This is a genomic window from Hoeflea sp. (assembly GCF_984452065.1).
The window spans coordinates 1-16,276 of the sequence record NZ_CFHWAF010000104.1 but is presented as its reverse complement, the minus strand read 5'-3'; the positions used below and the strand labels follow the sequence as shown (position 1 = coordinate 16,276).

The 16,276-nt window shown below is 60.8% G+C and carries 14 protein-coding genes and 1 pseudogene; 10 read left to right on the top strand and 5 right to left on the bottom strand.

Annotated features, from left to right (window positions below):
- Together AC5E6N_RS17660 and AC5E6N_RS17655 are read right to left on the bottom strand one after the other, a co-directional pair.
- A pseudogene (locus AC5E6N_RS17660) lies at window positions 1–776 on the bottom strand (hypothetical protein); the annotation flags it as partial.
- Window positions 769–1,932, bottom strand: a complete 1,164-nt coding sequence (locus tag AC5E6N_RS17655) for a 2Fe-2S iron-sulfur cluster-binding protein (RefSeq protein ID WP_491749045.1) — start codon at window positions 1,930–1,932, stop codon at window positions 769–771. The pseudogene AC5E6N_RS17660 and the gene AC5E6N_RS17655, both read right to left, overlap by 8 nt.
- 367 nt (window positions 1,933–2,299) lie before the next feature.
- On the opposite strand from AC5E6N_RS17655, the gene AC5E6N_RS17650 reads away from it, so the two are divergent.
- Window positions 2,300–4,171 carry a L,D-transpeptidase family protein gene (locus AC5E6N_RS17650; protein WP_491749044.1) on the top strand — a complete coding sequence of 624 codons (1,872 nt, stop codon included), beginning with the start codon at window positions 2,300–2,302 and terminating at the stop codon, window positions 4,169–4,171.
- Window positions 4,172–4,203: 32 nt separating this feature from the next.
- On the opposite strand, the gene AC5E6N_RS17645 is transcribed toward AC5E6N_RS17650, so the two are convergent.
- Complete coding sequence (locus AC5E6N_RS17645) at window positions 4,204–4,881, bottom strand: HAD family hydrolase (RefSeq protein WP_491749043.1); 678 nt, start codon at window positions 4,879–4,881, stop codon at window positions 4,204–4,206.
- Window positions 4,882–5,115: 234 nt separating this feature from the next.
- Between AC5E6N_RS17645 and rpiA the strand changes: the two genes are divergently transcribed.
- From rpiA to gor, 3 genes are all read left to right on the top strand, one after another.
- Window positions 5,116–5,826 (top strand): ribose-5-phosphate isomerase RpiA, encoded by a 711-nt coding sequence (rpiA, locus tag AC5E6N_RS17640; RefSeq protein WP_491749042.1) that lies wholly within the window; start codon window positions 5,116–5,118, stop codon window positions 5,824–5,826.
- Window positions 5,823–6,377 (top strand): DUF2059 domain-containing protein, encoded by a 555-nt coding sequence (locus tag AC5E6N_RS17635; RefSeq protein WP_491687781.1) that lies wholly within the window; start codon window positions 5,823–5,825, stop codon window positions 6,375–6,377. Before rpiA ends, AC5E6N_RS17635 begins: the two co-directional genes overlap by 4 nt.
- A gap of 142 nt (window positions 6,378–6,519) precedes the next feature.
- The gene (gor, locus tag AC5E6N_RS17630) at window positions 6,520–7,911 is read left to right on the top strand and encodes a glutathione-disulfide reductase (RefSeq protein ID WP_491749041.1); all 1,392 of its coding nucleotides are present in this window, start codon (window positions 6,520–6,522) and stop codon (window positions 7,909–7,911) included.
- A gap of 7 nt (window positions 7,912–7,918) precedes the next feature.
- Here the strand turns inward: gor and AC5E6N_RS17625 are convergent, their stop codons facing one another.
- The gene (locus AC5E6N_RS17625; protein WP_491749040.1) at window positions 7,919–8,809 is read right to left on the bottom strand and encodes an alpha/beta hydrolase family protein; all 891 of its coding nucleotides are present in this window, start codon (window positions 8,807–8,809) and stop codon (window positions 7,919–7,921) included.
- Window positions 8,810–9,012: 203 nt separating this feature from the next.
- Here AC5E6N_RS17625 and AC5E6N_RS17620 point away from each other — a divergent pair, with 203 nt between their 5' ends.
- The 5 genes from AC5E6N_RS17620 to AC5E6N_RS17600 all read left to right on the top strand — a co-directional run bounded on the left by AC5E6N_RS17620 (window position 9,013) and on the right by AC5E6N_RS17600 (window position 14,585).
- Window positions 9,013–9,672, top strand: a complete 660-nt coding sequence (locus tag AC5E6N_RS17620; protein WP_491749039.1) for a gamma-glutamylcyclotransferase family protein — start codon at window positions 9,013–9,015, stop codon at window positions 9,670–9,672.
- A gap of 345 nt (window positions 9,673–10,017) precedes the next feature.
- Window positions 10,018–11,394 (top strand): class II 3-deoxy-7-phosphoheptulonate synthase, encoded by a 1,377-nt coding sequence (locus tag AC5E6N_RS17615; protein ID WP_491749038.1) that lies wholly within the window; start codon window positions 10,018–10,020, stop codon window positions 11,392–11,394.
- 134 nt (window positions 11,395–11,528) lie between these two features.
- Window positions 11,529–11,924, top strand: coding sequence for a GFA family protein (locus AC5E6N_RS17610; RefSeq protein ID WP_491749037.1), 396 nt, complete (start codon window positions 11,529–11,531; stop codon window positions 11,922–11,924).
- A 96-nt stretch (window positions 11,925–12,020) separates the two neighbouring features.
- A complete protein-coding gene (locus tag AC5E6N_RS17605; RefSeq protein WP_491749036.1) occupies window positions 12,021–12,815 on the top strand; it encodes a DODA-type extradiol aromatic ring-opening family dioxygenase in 795 nt (264 codons plus the stop codon).
- Window positions 12,816–12,902: 87 nt separating this feature from the next.
- A complete protein-coding gene (locus AC5E6N_RS17600) occupies window positions 12,903–14,585 on the top strand; it encodes an NAD+ synthase (protein WP_491749035.1) in 1,683 nt (560 codons plus the stop codon).
- Between the two features lie 23 nt (window positions 14,586–14,608).
- On the opposite strand, the gene AC5E6N_RS17595 is transcribed toward AC5E6N_RS17600, so the two are convergent.
- A complete protein-coding gene (locus AC5E6N_RS17595; RefSeq protein WP_491749034.1) occupies window positions 14,609–15,367 on the bottom strand; it encodes a sulfite exporter TauE/SafE family protein in 759 nt (252 codons plus the stop codon).
- 195 nt (window positions 15,368–15,562) lie between these two features.
- Here AC5E6N_RS17595 and AC5E6N_RS17590 point away from each other — a divergent pair.
- On the top strand, window positions 15,563–16,276 hold a 714-nt coding region (locus AC5E6N_RS17590), incomplete at its 3' end, for an MFS transporter (RefSeq protein WP_491749033.1).

Below are 16,276 nucleotides of genomic sequence, written 5' to 3'. Positions count from 1 at the left end.
CGGCGCGAGCAGGAAGACCGACAGCGTGCGCGCGCTGCGGACGGTGATAACCACAGCTCGGCGATCCGCGGCGCGAGCAGGAAGACCGACAGCGTGCGCGCGCTGCGGACGGTGATAACCACAATCAGGAGATTCAGCACGACATTCTCGATCAGCGGCGGCCAGTCGAAACTCAGAAACGTTCCGATGGTTGCGACCGAAAAGACGGCGAGGCCCCCGAGCATCAATGCGGCTCGCAGCAGCGCGGCACTGACGCGCGCCCACAATGTCTGGCTCCGTCTCAGTTCGACGCGGGTCAATACCGCCTGGACATACTGGCGGTAGAGCCATTCCAGACCGCCGCCGACGACCAGGAAAATCAGCACATAGGTGATGCTGCGCAGGGTCTGGTCTGCGGTAATGCTGGAGCGCCAGACGTCGGTGAGGAAGGCGGGTGCGGAAGGAAGGTTGCGCCAGCTGACGGCGAGCGCGCCCAACCGGGCGCGAATGTCACTGGCACGGGCCGCGAAGTCCTCACGCAAACTGGTTCCGGGTCGCGAACCGGGCGTTCCTTCGCCGGCCTCGCTCTGCGCGCTTAACCACTCCACCATGCCCGGATCGGAGAGCAGGCGCATGAGTTCGCGAACATCATTGGGAGAGGGCGGGGGTGTTTCGGCGGTTTCCTGCGTCGTCGTGCCGCCGATCATGCCGGGCATGGTCTGGGCACCGGCCATGGCGGTCCAGCCGAAGACCATCAGGGCGATGAAAAGCACCCGCGCGAGGATCAGCCTACGCACCGGCTGTCTCCACGAGTGCCTCGTTCGTATCGGACGGTTCGGGGCTCACATGAAGCTCCGCCGGATCGATGTCCGGCGGGACGAGCCTTTCGACCACCAGGTGGCCTGCAGCCGGCAGAACCTGGCAGGCAAGGCGAATGTCGGGGTCAAGCTTGAGGCGTGCAAGCGTCGCCGCTTCGACCTTGCCCGGATCCGGCAGCGGCGGGTCAGCCTCCATGACGCGTATCCGGCAGGTTCCGCATCGGCCGCGGCCGCGGCACAGATTCGCGTGCGGCACGTCATTGAGGCGTGCGGCTTCCAGTATGGTGGCGCCGACCGGCGTGCTGAAGGCGGGGCCGTGGACGTAACGCACCGACAGCGCCCGCCCGTGCGCTCTGTGCAAGCGAATCGCCCGGGCCAGGAAGGTCGCCGCCGTCACCACAAGATAGACGACGATCGTGCCCCAGACGATCCGGCTCTGAAGGTCCTGATTGCGCCGGATTTCCTCGTTGCGCTGCGCCGCGGTGGCCTCCATCTCGGCGATCTCTTCCTGCGAAAGCGCCTGCGCGGGCGGACTGTCCGCGGCGCTTTCAATGGCGGCCTGGCGTTCGGCGATAACCTCGTTGCCGGCGTCGACGAAACCGATGAGCGCGAGAACCGGAACCGCGACGACAAGCGGATAGACAAAAAGGGATACGCGTTCCCAGGATGCCTTGAGGCGCAGCCAGCTGAACATGCCGATGCTGCCGTGTAACCAGGCGACCACAACGACAATGACCTGGCGCAGGCCCTCGGCCGGTGCGTCAAGCCAGAAATAGGCAAGTATGATCCGGTATGTCGGATCAAAGCCGTAGAGGTTCTTTGCGGCCCAGATGCCCACGATATGAGATGCGAGGAGGGGAATCACCAGCAGGCCCGAAATCAGCTGCACGCGGTCATATCCGGACATGCGCAGCGTGTTGCGCCTGTAGATGGCCGAAAGGCCCAGAGCTGTGTGGATCAGCAGGCTGAGCGCAAGAAGAGGCGACAGCGGCGGCATCGTCCAGGGCTTTGTCAGATAGGTCCTGGCCGCTTCCACCGCGTCCACGGACAGGAGGCCGAATGCCATGTTCAGAAGATGGCAGGCGAGAAAAATATACAGCACCGAGCCGGAGAGCATGCGCAGGTTTCGCGCCATATAGTGTGTCCCATCCCTTTGTTTCTTGTTATTTATTGAATTTATTCACGAACGACGTCAAATTTCACCGCCAATACACTTTGTGGATTACAGGCGATCGGTTGTTTCGGAGCCGAATCTCGCGCCGATATGGCCTCCCGTTACCGGCGGTCCGGTCCGTTGCCTGCCCGGCAAATGGAATTTCCTCGTAACATTGATCAATTTTTTAGAAATTCGGTAGTATTTCATTGATTTCCGGCCGCAGGCTGTTGCGCTTTCCGAGGAACAAGTCGTAGCAATAGCCCTGCGAAAAATTCCGCCGCGCTGTGGAATGCGGCGTTACGGGGATCGAACCAAGGGGGCTGGATTGAAAACCAGGAGTTTGAGGATGCGCAAAAGCTTGGTGATGCTGGCATGTGTTTTTGGCGTTGGCGCGGTGGTGCCGACCGCACCGCCGGCCTTTGCTCAAAGCTCTCTTTTCGAGGTCATTTTCGGCCAGCAGCAGCGCGGCAAGCGCTATCGGCAGCGGCAGATCGAACGGTACCGGGCACAGCAGGCGGCTCGTCCCGCGCCCAAGATCGAGGCGCCGAGCTTCTACAACTACAAGCCCGATGCGGTGAAGTCGGTGGATTTGTCTCCGCTGGCCGAAATCGAGGTTGCGTCGGCTGATCCGTTAGCCATTCCGCCGATACCGCAGGGCGAGTTCGAGCGTTCGCTGCGGCACCTGGAAGGCTATCGTATTCAGGCGCTCAAGGAAGTCGGCGATGCGCTGATCGAATATTACGAAGCCAACCATGCCTTCATCTGGGTTACGGATATGAAGCCCAACGCGCGCGCGGCGGCGGCAATGGAGGCGCTCTCCGAAGCCGATGCGTTCGGTCTTTCATCCGCCGATTACCGGCTCGACCGGCCGGCCGACGAATACGATCCGGCCAATATGTCGGAGCGGCTGCGCGAACTGATCGAATTTGAAGTCGCCATGAGCGCGAAGGCCCTGCGCTATGTGCTCGACGCGACCCGGGGCCGGATCGATCCCAACCGGCTTTCCGGCTACCACGACCTCAAGCGCAAGGACGTGGACCTTGTTTCGGCGCTCGGCAATCTTGCCGCGACATCCGATGCGAAGGCCTATCTGGAGGGCAGCAATCCGGGCAATGACCGGTTCGAGGCGCTGACCGCAGAACTCGCCGACCTGCGTGCGGCGGATGCCGAAGACCATATCGAGATCGCGGAAGGGACATTTCTCAGACCCGGACGCTCCAGCCCCGAGCTGAAAAACATTGTTGCGGCGATCCGCAAGCGCGGTTCGGATGCGCTTCTGGTCGATCACGGCATCACGCTGATGGACTATCAGGCCGAAGGCGGCGAGCTCTACACGCCCGAACTGGTTGCGTTGGTCCGCGCCTTCCAGACCGAGAGCGACCTGAAACCGGACGGCATCGTGGGCAAGATGACCATCGGCAAGCTCTCGGGCATGACCAATGCGACGAAGATCGGCAAGGTCGTCCTGGCGATGGAGCGGCTGCGCTGGCTGCCGCGCGATCTGGGCTCCCGGCATGTTTTCATCAATCAGCCGGCCTATGAGGCCAGCTATATCCATGACGGCAAGGAGGGTATCTCCATGCGCGCCGTCGTCGGCAAGACGTCCAATCAGACCAGCTTCTTCCACGACGAGATCGAGACCGTCGAGTACAATCCCTATTGGGGCGTGCCGCGCTCCATCATCGTCAACGAGATGCTGCCGAAGCTGCGGCAGGATCCGTCCTATCTGGATCGTCTCGGCTACGAGTTGACCGACCGCAGCGGACGCCGTGTGGCGTCGCGCAATATCGACTGGTATTCCGTCGGATTAAAAATCCCCGTGGATGTGCGGCAGCCGCCCGGCCGCAAGAACGCTTTGGGCGAATTGAAGATCATGTTCCCGAACAAACATGCGATCTACATGCACGACACGCCGGCAAAGAACCTGTTCAGCCGCGATGCCCGGGCCTTCAGCCATGGCTGCGTCCGCTTGCAGGATCCGCGCGGCATGGCGGCGGCGGTGCTTGGCACGTCGCGTGATCATATCGCAAACCAGATCGCGCAGGGCCGCAACATGGCGGAGCCCGTTCCGGGCAAGATTCCGGTTTATGTCTCCTATTTCACCGCCTGGCCCGAAGATGACGGCACGATCGGTTACTACGCCGACATGTACGGTCGCGACGAACATCTCGACAAGGCGATCAAGCGCACGGAGCAGACCCGGCAGGCGCAGGGCTAGACTTGTACCTGCTCCGAGCAGTCCACTGCGGATCAGACCCTTTCAAGAAGACGTCCGACGAGTTCGGGCGTCAATTCGTTGTAATGGCCGATAACATGATCAGGGCCAAGGTCCTCGATGGCCGTGTCGGAATATCCGAACGGCACGCCGATCGACGGGATGCCGGCATTTGCGGCCGCGCGGATATCATTCACCGAATCGCCGATCATGACGGCAAGCGACGGATGCGTGCCAGCCATCCTGATGGTTCCATGAATATGCTCCGCATCCGGTTTCTTGACAGCGAATGTGTCGCCGCCGGTGACGGCTGCAAAGCGTGACATCAGGCCCTTCAGTTCCAGCAGCCGGTGGGCCATGCTTTCGGTCTTGTTGGTGCAAACGGCAAGCGCATAGCCGGCGCCCTCAAGCCGTGTCATCGCGTCCAGCACACCCGGAAAGGGTTCCGACTGACCCGGCATCGATGCGCTGTAGTGCTCAAGAAACAGTGCGAACAGCCCTTCGAATTCCTCCCGCGTGACCGGTTTGCCGCGCAACTCCAGCGCCTTGCCGATCATTGCGCGGGCGCCGCTGCCGACGAGATAGGTCATGTCCTCATAGGCGACCGGCTCAACGTCCAGGCTTGAAATGGTGTGGTTGAGGCTTTCCATGAGGTCCGGGGCCGTATGAAGCAGCGTTCCGTCCAGATCGAAGATTATCAGTGGTTTGGACATGGTATCTCGTTCTGTGTTCCGGCTACCGGGTAGGCGAGGACGCGCCGAATTGCAAGACGGTCGTCCAATCGTTGCGCAAGATCGCCGGCAGGCGGGTTTTTGGGCTCTCTGCGGGGATAATACAGAACGGAACGGTTTTTGAACTTGGCCGGTAAGCATAGCGCCCAATTACGCTTTGCTTGCGGACGCCTACATGGTAACAGCGCTCAGGTCTTTACTTGGAGCAACCGGCGCATGGACGCCCGACAACTAAAAATCCAGGCAGCGGCAGTTGCCTTGGAGCATGTCCGTTCTGGAATGAGCCTCGGCATCGGAACCGGATCGACAGCCGAGGAGTTTGTGCGCCTGCTGGCCGAGAAAGTGGAGCAGGGGTTCGAGATCAAGGGTGTGCCGACCTCGGAACGGACTGCCGGGCTGTGCGTCGAACTCGGCGTTCCCGTGTTTTCGCTCGACGATCTGCCGGAACTTGACCTGACCATCGACGGCGCCGACGAGGTTGATGGCGAATTGAGGCTGATCAAGGGCGGTGGCGGAGCGCTGCTTCGGGAAAAGGTGGTGGCCTGCGCGTCGGAGCGTATGATCGTGATTGCCGATGAGAGCAAGGTGGTCGATGCGCTGGGCAGGTTTGCCCTGCCGATCGAGGTCATACCGTTCGGCCTTGCCGCCACCCGTATCGCTATCGACAGGGCCGTCTCGGCGCTGGGGCTCGCGGGTGCGGTCGCGTTGAGAATGGCGGACGGCGTGCCGTTTGAAACCGATGGCGGCCATTTCATACTGGATGCATCTTTTGGCCGTATTCCAGATGCAGAAGCGCTCTCAGACGCGCTCAATTCCATACCGGGAGTCGTAGAGCACGGCCTGTTTCTCGGTGTCGCAAACACAGCTGTAATCGCCGGGGCATCCGGCGTAAAGACAATGAAAAAAAGAGGAAACCAGGAACTATGACACAGATGAGCATGGCCAGGGCTATTCGCCATTGCGCGTTGACGCTCGCCACAGTCTCGGCAATCGGCCTGAGCGCGCCTGCGTTCAGCCAGGAACCGTCGGCCGAGCACATCGCTGCGGCCCGCGGGGCGATCAATGCCATCAACGCGACCGATCAGTTCGACGCTATCCTGCCGAACGCGGCGCAGAACCTCAAAACGTCGCTGATACAGACGGCGCCGAACCTGCAGGAAGTCATTTCCGTCACGGTGGACGAGACCGCCCTTGAGATGGCCGGACGCCGCGCCGATCTCGAACGGGAGGCTGCGCTGATCTACGCAAAGAACTTCACTTTGCAGGAATTGCAGGACATCGATGCGTTCTACAACAGCGAGTCGGGCAAAAAACTTCTCCAGGTCGGCCCGGTGGTGACCCGCGAACTGCTTCAGGCCGCGGAGGTCTGGTCCAACGGGGTCGCGCGCGATCTCGCGCAGGCAACGGATCAGGCGTTGCGCGCCCGTCTCGGCGAAACGCCGGTGACGGTGGAAGGTGAGGGGAGCGACACCCAGTAGCCGCTTTCACATAATGTTGAAAAAGCCCGGTTTTGCCCGGGCTTTTCTTTTGCTATTGCGAACCTAACTTCTGACCGTTGCCGGCAAAAGTCCGGCCCAATCTGCAAAATGACCGATCCAATGCCGGTTCCGAGGCGGGAAAATGACTGATTTTGATTATGATTTTTTTGTTATCGGCGGCGGTTCCGGCGGCGTGCGTGCGGCCCGGCTGGCGGCGGGTCTCGGCAAGAAAGTCGGTATCGCCGAGGAGTACAGATATGGCGGCACCTGCGTTATCCGCGGATGCGTGCCGAAGAAGCTGTTTGTCTATGCGTCGCACTTCTCCGAGACGTTCGAGGATGCCGCCGGTTTCGGCTGGCGGGTCGGCGAGACGCGTTTCGACTGGCAGACCCTGATCGCCAACAAGGATCGCGAGATCGCAAGGCTGGAGGGTCTCTATCGCAAAGGTCTCAGCAATGCCGGTGCGGAGATTTTCGACAGCAGGGCGGAACTGGTCGACGCCCATCGTGTGCGTATATTGAGCACCAATCAGATTGTGACTGCCGACAAGATACTGATCGCCGTGGGCGGTCGCGTCAACGGCCTTGACGGGCTTGAAGGCCTGGAACTGACCATCAGTTCGAATGAGGCGTTTCATCTGGAAACCCTGCCGAAGTCGATCCTGATCGCCGGCGGTGGCTATATAGCCGTCGAATTTGCCAATATTTTCCACGGGTTGGGGGTTGAAACGACCCTGATCTACCGCGGTACGGAGATCCTGAAGAATTTCGACATGGACCTGCGGCGGACGCTCCATCGCACGATGGAGGAAAAGGGCATCCGCATTCTGTGCGAGGAAATCATCTCCAGGGTTGTGCGCTCCGCGGACCAGCGTCTGGACGTTACCACGTCGGGCGGCAAGAACCTCAAGGTCGATCAGGTCATGCTGGCGATAGGCCGTGTGCCGAACACCGACGGGCTCGGCCTTGCAGCGGCGGGCGTGAAAACGGATGCCGCCGGCGCCGTGGTCGTCGACGAATATATGCGTACCAGTGTCGACAACATCTATGCCGTCGGCGATGTCACCGACCGTATTCAGTTGACGCCGGTCGCCATTCACGAAGCCATGTGCCTTGTTGAGACCGCGTTCAAGGACAATCCGACCAGACCGGACCACGATATGGTGGCCACCGCCGTATTTTCCCAACCCGAGATCGGTACGGTCGGCCTTTCGGAAGACGCGGCCGCGAAGCAGTTCGATGAGCTGGAGGTCTACAGTGCGACCTTCCGTCCGATGAAACACACGCTCTCGGGACGGCAGGAGAAAATGATCACCAAGCTGGTCGTCAACGCCGCCGACCGCCGCGTGCTCGGCGCCCATATACTCGGACCGGATGCCGGCGAGATGGCCCAGCTTCTGGCGATACCGCTCAAGGCGGGCTGCACGAAGGACGACTTCGACCGCACCATGGCGGTTCATCCGACCGCCGCCGAGGAACTGGTGACGATGTATCAGCCGAGCTACCGCGTCAGGAATGGCGAGCGCGTGGACTGAACGCCGATCAGCCTACGGTCTCCGGTCCGTCGATCAGCCAGTCGATGACGCCGGGCCAGAGCGTGTCGCGAAAGCGCGAACGAAAGAAGCCCAGGTGACCGATGGGCTGCCCGCCGGCATTTTGCGGTGACAGCCAGCGCTCGGTTATGTCCGCGTTGACATAGTGTTTCATCAGTCCGTGGACGGCCTTGGGCGTTCCCCACGGATCGTCCGTCATGCCGATCGACAGGATCGGCATGCGCACGGTGGCATATGCCTTTCGCGCACCGACATCCGGGTCGTCGAAGAAATATTCGTGATGAAAGCACCATTTCGCCCAGTCGCGGAAGACGGAGGCGGGGATCGGTTCTCCGAGGCCCATCCAGCGGGTTGTGCGGCCGATGACGGCTGTCATGGGCAGCCCGAAAATATGCATCATGATCAGGTTCTGCCAGGGCGTGTCGGTGTTGCGCCAATAGCCGGACAGGCTGGCGACCATGCAATAGCGTTCAAACCGCTGCGGCGCGCCGCAAATGCCCAGCGCCTGACCGCCGAACGATTGTCCGACGCCGACCATGGTATGGCCGGGCGCCACCTCGTTCAGCCGCTCCATTGCGGCGGGCATGTCCCTGTGCGCCCAGTCGCGCATGTTGATGCGGCCTTTGAACTCCTTCGGGCGAGGCGAATCCGGCAGGCCGCGATAGTCGTAGGTCAGAACGGCGCGGCAGCCATGGGCCATAAGCTCGCGGGCAAACGCGCCATAAAATCCTCGCGGCGCTCCCGCTGCCGATGAAATGAGGACGAGCGGTCCCTGATTGGCTTCATCGCGGAACAGCGTGCCGGCCAGTGTATAGCCGTCGGCGGTGGCAAATTGTATGTCCTGGCCCGCGGCATAGTGGGTGGGATGCTTTCCGTTCAAGGCAGCAGGCCGCTTTTTTGACGTTTTCCTCGGGATTGCGCCGAGATGTTCATGTCTTGAGTCCGGTCCAGTATCGACTTATTTCGGCAGTTCAAGCGTAAGGCTAACATTTACGTTTACGTCAAAGTCAATCTTTAATTCGCTCTTGAACATCCGCCGTGCGCGATATAGCCAAATCACAGGGGCCGGAGCTGTGGAACAGGATGAACAGACCCGACAATGACAATGGCGATGAACGCCCTGGCGCGCTCATCGCCTATTTCGGATACGGATCGCTGGTGAACCGGGCGACGCTGCGCACCGATTATGTTGCCGCGCGGCCTGTCCGTCTGAAGGGGTGGCGCCGCTGCTGGAGGCCGCGCCATCCGGGTGATCCCATACCCGACGGGCGGGCGATCTCGCTGCTGAGTGCCCGGCGGGTCGAGGGAAGTGTGATCGATGGTTTGCTGATCTATGACCGGGTGGAAAACCTGCCATCCGTCGATCAAAGGGAATCAACCTATGGCCGTGTCGCGGTTCCCCTGGAACGGCTGGATATGGCCGGCGCCGAGCTTCCCGACTGCCCGGTCTATGTCTACGAGGCGCAGACCAATGCAGCGGACCACGATCCGTACCATCCGATCCTGCAATCCTATCTCGATGCGGTGCTGCAGGGGTTTTTACGCGAATTCGGCAGGACAGGCGTTCATCATTTCATGGAAACGACGGACGGCTTCGAGCGCCACATTCATGCCGACCGGCATGACCCGGTCTATCCCCGCGCGGTGCAGCTTGCCAGAGAAGAACAGGATTTCATCGATGCGCTCCTGGAGGCGCGGGGTGTTCGTCTCCTCGATCCGCCGGGGCCCCGATCAAGGCGATAAAACACCGTCGGCGGGTTTGCCGCGACGCTCTGTTTCAACCTGGCATACTGGTTTATCTCCAGCCGCATTCGAAACCACGGGTTCCTGGTGTCGATACTCGGCGCGTGGGCCTTACGGTCTCCATCATGGCGTCCGCATTGTGGCTCACCGGCTTTTTTGTCCTGAAGAAGCGCTTGAAGGAAATGGACACGATGTCGCGGTAGCGGTTCGCTCCCCGGGCGCGCTTGATGTAAGCTGAGGAACGGCGGCGGGTGCTAAAGTCGCTGGCAATCGTGCCTGATAGCCGCTATAAGCCCGCCGTTGTGGGGCGCAGACGCCCGAACAGTACCAATCAGGATGAGTAAGATGGCACAGAAATGGACACCGGACAGTTGGCGCGGCAAACCGATACGTCAAGTTCCGGATTATCCGGACCAGGAGGCGTTGGCAAGAACGGAAGATCGTCTGGCATCTTATCCGCCGCTGGTGTTTGCCGGTGAGGCCCGGCAATTGCGTGACCGTCTTGCCGAAGTCGCCGAGGGCAGGGGATTTCTGCTCCAGGGCGGCGATTGTGCTGAAAGCTTCGCCGAGCACGGCGCCGACAATATCCGCGACTTTTTCCGTGTCTTCCTGCAGATGGCGGTTGTGCTGACCTTCGGCGCGCAACAGCCGGTGATCAAGGTCGGGCGCATCGCCGGCCAGTTCGCGAAACCGCGTTCGTCCAACACGGAAACCAAGGACGGCGTGGAACTGCCGAGCTATCGCGGCGATATCGTCAACGGGATCGAATTCGACGAGGCATCGCGGGTTCCGGATCCTCAGCGCCAGGTGATGGCTTACCGGCAGTCGGCCGCGACGCTGAACCTTTTGCGGGCCTTCGCCCAGGGCGGTTATGCCAATCTCGAAAACGTGCATCAGTGGATGCTCGGTTTCGTCAAGGACAGCCCGCAGGCCGAGCGCTACCGGGCGCTTGCCGACCGCATCTCCGAAACCATGGACTTCATGCGCGCCGTCGGCATCACGGCCGAAAATCATGCGCGGCTGCGCGAGACGGAATTTTTCACCAGCCACGAGGCGCTGCTGCTCGGATACGAGCAGTCCCTGACACGCACGGACTCGACATCGGGCGACTGGTACGCAACGTCCGGCCATATGATCTGGATCGGCGACCGCACGCGCCAGCCCGACCATGCGCATGTCGAATACTGCCGGGGTATCAAGAACCCGCTCGGCCTCAAATGCGGCCCGTCTCTCGAGCCGGACGAGCTTCTCGGACTGATCGACCTGCTCAATCCCGACAACGAGGCCGGACGTCTGACCCTGATCGCGCGGTTCGGGCATGACAAGGTGGTCGATCATCTGCCGAAGCTGATCCGCGCCGTGGAACGCGAGGGCAAGAAGGTGGTGTGGTCATGCGATCCGATGCACGGAAATACGATCACGCTCAACAGCTACAAGACCCGGCCGTTTGAGCGTGTGCTGTCGGAGGTGGAAAGCTTCTTCCAGATTCACCGGGCCGAGGGAACGCATCCCGGCGGCATCCATGTGGAGATGACGGGCAAGAATGTCACCGAGTGCACCGGCGGCGCCCGCACGGTGACCGCTGACGATCTTTCGGACCGCTACCATACCCATTGCGATCCGCGGTTGAACGCTGATCAGTCGCTGGAACTGGCTTTCCTGGTTGCGGAGCTTCTCAAAGGCGGCCGCGATGAGGAAACGCGGGTTGCGGCGACGGCCTGATCCGTCTCTGCGACACTGTGCAGGCGGCGGCTTATGCAGCTGCCTGTGCGATAAGCGTTCCGAATAATTCCTTCAAAAGAATTCACTTGTACGCAGCGCGGCTTCCTGTTCCCTTGGCGCCCTGGAGGTGCGCTATGCCGAAGACATATAAGGGTTCCTGCCTGTGCGGCGGTGTCGAATATACAGCGGAAGGGCCGCTGAGGAGCGTCGTGGCCTGCCATTGCACCCAATGCCGAAAGCAATCGGGACATTATTTCGCGGCGACGAATGTTGCCGATGAGCGCCTCTCCATCACCGGTTTTCAGAATCTGAGCTGGTATCACGCATCGGACGACGCCAAACGCGGCTTTTGCAGGGTCTGCGGTTCAACGCTTTTCTGGAAGCATAAGGACGATCCCTTCACATCCGTGCTCGCGGGCAGCCTTGATGGCGAGACCGGGCTTGCAATCGAAAAGCACATCTTCTGCGCCGACAAGGGCGATTATTACGAGATCGCCGACGGCCTGCCGCAGTTCCCGCAAGGCGGTTGAACCGGGAGCGTTCAACAATGCTGGAAGATGTGTGCAGGGTTTGCCGTATTCCTTAAAGGGCTGAAAACGCTAGTTGACGAGCAAAGAGGATTGCCCATGTCAACGCAACCAGCGCTTTTCATCTCCCACGGTTCCCCCGACATCGCCATTGCCGATACGCAGGCGCGGCGTTTCCTGAGCGATTTTGCAGGCACCGTTCCGAAACCCGATTCCATTGTCGTCGTCAGCGCGCATTTTGAGGCGGGCGGCGTGGCGATTACCGGCGATGCGCAGCCGTCAACCGTTCACGATTTTGGCGGGTTTTCCCCCGAGCTCTATGAGATCGAATATTCAGCGCCCGGAAATCCGGATCTGGCGGTGCGCATGGCCTGCCTGATGCATGCCGCAGGCCTTTCCGCAGGCCTTGTCGCGGATCATGGCTTCGACCACGGAACATGGGTTCCGCTCAGCCTGATGTATCCCGATGCGGACATTCCGGTCGTCCAGGTGTCGGTCGACCCCCACGCCGGACCCGGGCATCACCTTAAGGTCGGCCGTGCGCTTGAACCGCTGCGCCGTGAAAACACACTGGTTATCGGCTCCGGATCGATGACCCACAATCTGAAGGAGGCGTTTGCCGCTTTGCGCTGCGGCAAACGGGACGCCGAAACGCCTGACTGGGTGGCGCAATTCGTCGACTGGATGGAGTTCAAGATCAAAGCGGGCGATCTTGAGGCGCTCCTGGATTATCGCTGCCGTGCGCCCTTCGCTCTGGAGAACCATCCGACGGACGAGCATCTCATGCCGCTTTACAGCGCCATTGGCGCCGCCGGCGATGGCTGGACGCCGCGCAAGCTGCACACGTCGCAGGATTTCGGCGTCCTTTCAATGGACGCCTATGCCTTCAACTGACGGCCGGGCGGCTGAAACGGCCGGCAAACAATGGTTGCGGGCGGCGCGGGATTGCCTTGACCGTTTCCGCACGATACATGGCAGTTCATGAGCGATACATCCGAACTCAACGATGTCATACGCATCGCTGTCGCCCAGCTGAATCCCACCATGGGCGATATTGCGGGCAATCTCGAGCTTGCGCGTGAGGCCCGTGCCGACGCTGCCCGGCAGGGTGCGCATCTTGTCCTTTTCACAGAGCTTTTTTTGTGCGGATACCCGCCGGAAGATCTGGTGCTCAAGCCGGCGTTCCTGAAAGCATGCGACCGCGCGCTGGAGGCGTTGGCCGCCGATACGGCTGACGGCGGTCCCGCCGTCGTCATGGGCGTGCCCAGGCAAAACGACAAGGGCCGCTACAACGCCGTTGCCCTTCTCGATGGCGGCAGGATCGTTGCCGAACGTTACAAGGTCGACCTGCCGAATTACAGCGAGTTCGACGAGAAGCGGATCTTTGATGTCGGTCCGATGCCGGGACCGGTGAATTTTCGCGGCATTCGCCTCGGCCTGCCGATCTGCGAGGATATCTGGGGCGATTTTGGTGTGTGCGAGACACTTGCCGAGACCGGTGCGGAACTGCTGCTGGTCGCCAATGGATCGCCATACTATCGCGAGAAGATCGACGTGCGCTACCAGGTGGTCTTGCGGCAGGTCATTGAGAGCGGTTTGCCGATCCTGTTCGCCAATCAGCTTGGCGGTCAGGACGAGCTTGTCTTCGATGGCGCAAGCTTCGCGATGAATGCCGACAAGACGCTGGCTTTCCAGATGAGCCAGTTCGAAGCGCAGTTGGCGGTGACCACATGGCGGCGCGGAAACGACGGGTGGACCTGCGCGGAAGGGCCGATGTCGCAACTGCCGGAGCAGGAAGAGGCCGATTATCGCGCCTGCATGCTCGGTCTGCGCGACTATGTGAACAAGAACGGATTTTCCAACGTCGTGCTCGGCTTGTCCGGCGGGATAGACAGCGCGCTTTGTGCGGCCCTTGCCGTCGATGCGCTTGGCGAGGAGCGCGTGCGCACGGTCATGCTGCCCTATCGCTACACGTCGGATGAGTCGTTTGTCGACGCTGAGGCCTGCGCGCGCGCGCTCGGTTGCCGCTACGACACCGTGCCGATCGAGGAGCCGGTGGATGGTTTCTCCAACGCGCTTTCAACGCTGTTTGCCGGCACCAATGAGGGCATAACGGAAGAAAACCTCCAGAGCCGGACCCGGGGCACCATATTGATGGCGATCTCCAACAAGTTCGGCTCGATGGTCGTCACCACGGGCAACAAATCGGAGATGTCGGTCGGCTATGCCACCCTCTACGGCGACATGAACGGCGGCTACAATCCGATCAAGGATCTTTACAAAATGCAGGTCTATGCGCTGTCGCGGTGGCGCAACGACAACGTGCCGCCCGGCGCGCTCGGGCCGTCGGGAGAGGTCATTCCGGTCAACATCATCAACAAGGCGCCGTCCGCAGAATTGCGGCCCGATCAGACCGATCAGGATTCGCTTCCGGAATATCCGGTGCTCGACGATATTCTCGAATGCCTTGTCGAGAACGAGATGGATATCGATTCCATCGTTGCACGCGGGCACGGCAGGGACCTTGTCGACCGGATCGAGCACCTGCTTTACATCGCCGAATACAAGCGCCGGCAATCGGCGCCGGGGGTGAAGATAACGCGCAAGAATTTCGGCCGCGACAGGCGCTATCCCATCACCAACCGGTTCAGGGACCGCAACTGAACGCTGCTCTTCGGCCGCTGGCCTCAGGCGGCGACAAGCGCGTAGACCGACCGGATGACGATGTAGAGCCCAAGGGCTCCGAGCGCCAGCAGGAACACCTGCCTGAAACTCTCCTCCGATGTGCGCTTTCGGATTCGGGTGCCGATCATCAGACCGGCAAAGGTCGGCACGACGGCAAGGGTCGAGGCAATGCCGAGATCGATGCTCAAAAGGTTCTGGGAGCCCATCGACAGGCTGAGGCCAATGGTCGATAGCGTGAACAGCATCCCCATCGCCTGCACCAGCTGATCGCGCTTCAGCCGCGTCGACTGAAGATAAACGACGCCCGGCATGGTGAATGCGCCGGTCATGCCGGCAAGCAGGCCGCTGGCAATGCCGACCGCGGGATTAAGCGGCCTTTCAAGCCTCGAGGGAACGGCAAACTGGAAGCGGGTGAGGCTGAGCACGACATAGATGCATAAAAGCACGCCGAGCAGGGCCGACATGTAGTTCGTATCGAACCGGGAGAGGGCGAGCGTTCCGGGCCATGTGAAGAGCATGGTCGGGATGAAGAAGGTCCAGTAGCGCTTGAAGATCTCCATGGTGTAGGCGCCGGCAAACCCCTGCCACAAATTGGTTCCGAGCGCGGGCACGAGAAACAGCGCAATGGCGGTCGGCAGGCCGACGACGGTGGTCATCAGGCCGATCGAGATCAGCGGCAGGCCGAAACCGACCATGCCCTTGACGATGCCTGCGAGGAGAAAAATGACGCCAACAATGATCAGCAGTGACGGATCGGGCATGACAGCTTCTTGAACGGGAGGGAAAGAATCGCGACAGCCGGCGCATGATGGCACAGCTTTGCCTTCGACGCACTGCGCTTGACCGGCAACGTTCTTTCAGGGCATAGCTTTGGTCTGCTTGCTGTCCAATTCGCTTCAGTGCTGCGTTCCATTTAATCGAGCGTTATTCCTCAGAACCCTGCTTCAGGCCGGTTTATGTCATTCCTTGCTTTCGTGCGCGACAATATCAGATGGTTGGCCGGCGGATTTCTGCTGACATTCTTCTCAAGTTTCGGACAGACCTTTTTCATCGCTCTTTCCGCTGGGTCGATACGGTCCGAGTTCGGTCTCAGCCATGGCGAGTTCGGCACACTCTATATGCTGGCGACGCTGGCAAGCGCGCTCGTGCTCACGCAGTTCGGACGCATCGTCGACGTGTTGAGCGTGTCGCGCGTGACGCTGCTGATCGTTCCACTGTTGGCCTGCTTCGCCGCAGCCATGGCCTTTGCCGATACATTGACCGTTCTCGTGCTGACCATTTTCGGGCTGCGCCTTTTCGGCCAGGGGATGATGACGCACAACGCCATCACCGCAATGGGGCGGTGGTATGTGGCGCAACGCGGGCGCGCGGTGTCGGCCGCGACCATCGGCCATCAGGTAGGTGAGGCGGTCTTTCCGATTCTTTATGTCTCGATAGTCGTCGGTGTCGGATGGCGCAATACGTGGCTTCTTTCCGCCGGGGTTCTGATCGCCATCGCGCTACCGGCCATCTACATGCTGATGCGTGTCGAACGGCAACCGCGATCGAGCGACGGCCCGGAGTTCAGCCGGGTCCCGAGGCACTGGACCAGGTCGGAAGTGGTACGGGATCCCGTATTCTGGCTGATACTTCTCGGCATGCTGGCGCCCGGCTTTATCGGCACGACCATA

Excerpts from the sequence above, each read along its gene's own strand:
- AC5E6N_RS17655 (WP_491749045.1), bottom strand. The coding sequence starts at position 1,932 with ATGGCGCGAAACCTGCGCATGCTCTCCGGCTCGGTGCTGTATATTTTT.
- AC5E6N_RS17650 (WP_491749044.1), top strand. The coding sequence starts at position 2,300 with ATGCGCAAAAGCTTGGTGATGCTGGCATGTGTTTTTGGCGTTGGCGCG.
- AC5E6N_RS17645 (WP_491749043.1), bottom strand. The coding sequence starts at position 4,881 with ATGTCCAAACCACTGATAATCTTCGATCTGGACGGAACGCTGCTTCAT.
- rpiA (WP_491749042.1), top strand. The coding sequence starts at position 5,116 with ATGGACGCCCGACAACTAAAAATCCAGGCAGCGGCAGTTGCCTTGGAG.
- AC5E6N_RS17635 (WP_491687781.1), top strand. The coding sequence starts at position 5,823 with ATGACACAGATGAGCATGGCCAGGGCTATTCGCCATTGCGCGTTGACG.
- gor (WP_491749041.1), top strand. The coding sequence starts at position 6,520 with ATGACTGATTTTGATTATGATTTTTTTGTTATCGGCGGCGGTTCCGGC.
- AC5E6N_RS17620 (WP_491749039.1), top strand. The coding sequence starts at position 9,013 with ATGAACAGACCCGACAATGACAATGGCGATGAACGCCCTGGCGCGCTC.
- AC5E6N_RS17615 (WP_491749038.1), top strand. The coding sequence starts at position 10,018 with ATGGCACAGAAATGGACACCGGACAGTTGGCGCGGCAAACCGATACGT.
- AC5E6N_RS17610 (WP_491749037.1), top strand. The coding sequence starts at position 11,529 with ATGCCGAAGACATATAAGGGTTCCTGCCTGTGCGGCGGTGTCGAATAT.
- AC5E6N_RS17605 (WP_491749036.1), top strand. The coding sequence starts at position 12,021 with ATGTCAACGCAACCAGCGCTTTTCATCTCCCACGGTTCCCCCGACATC.
- AC5E6N_RS17600 (WP_491749035.1), top strand. The coding sequence starts at position 12,903 with ATGAGCGATACATCCGAACTCAACGATGTCATACGCATCGCTGTCGCC.
- AC5E6N_RS17595 (WP_491749034.1), bottom strand. The coding sequence starts at position 15,367 with ATGCCCGATCCGTCACTGCTGATCATTGTTGGCGTCATTTTTCTCCTC.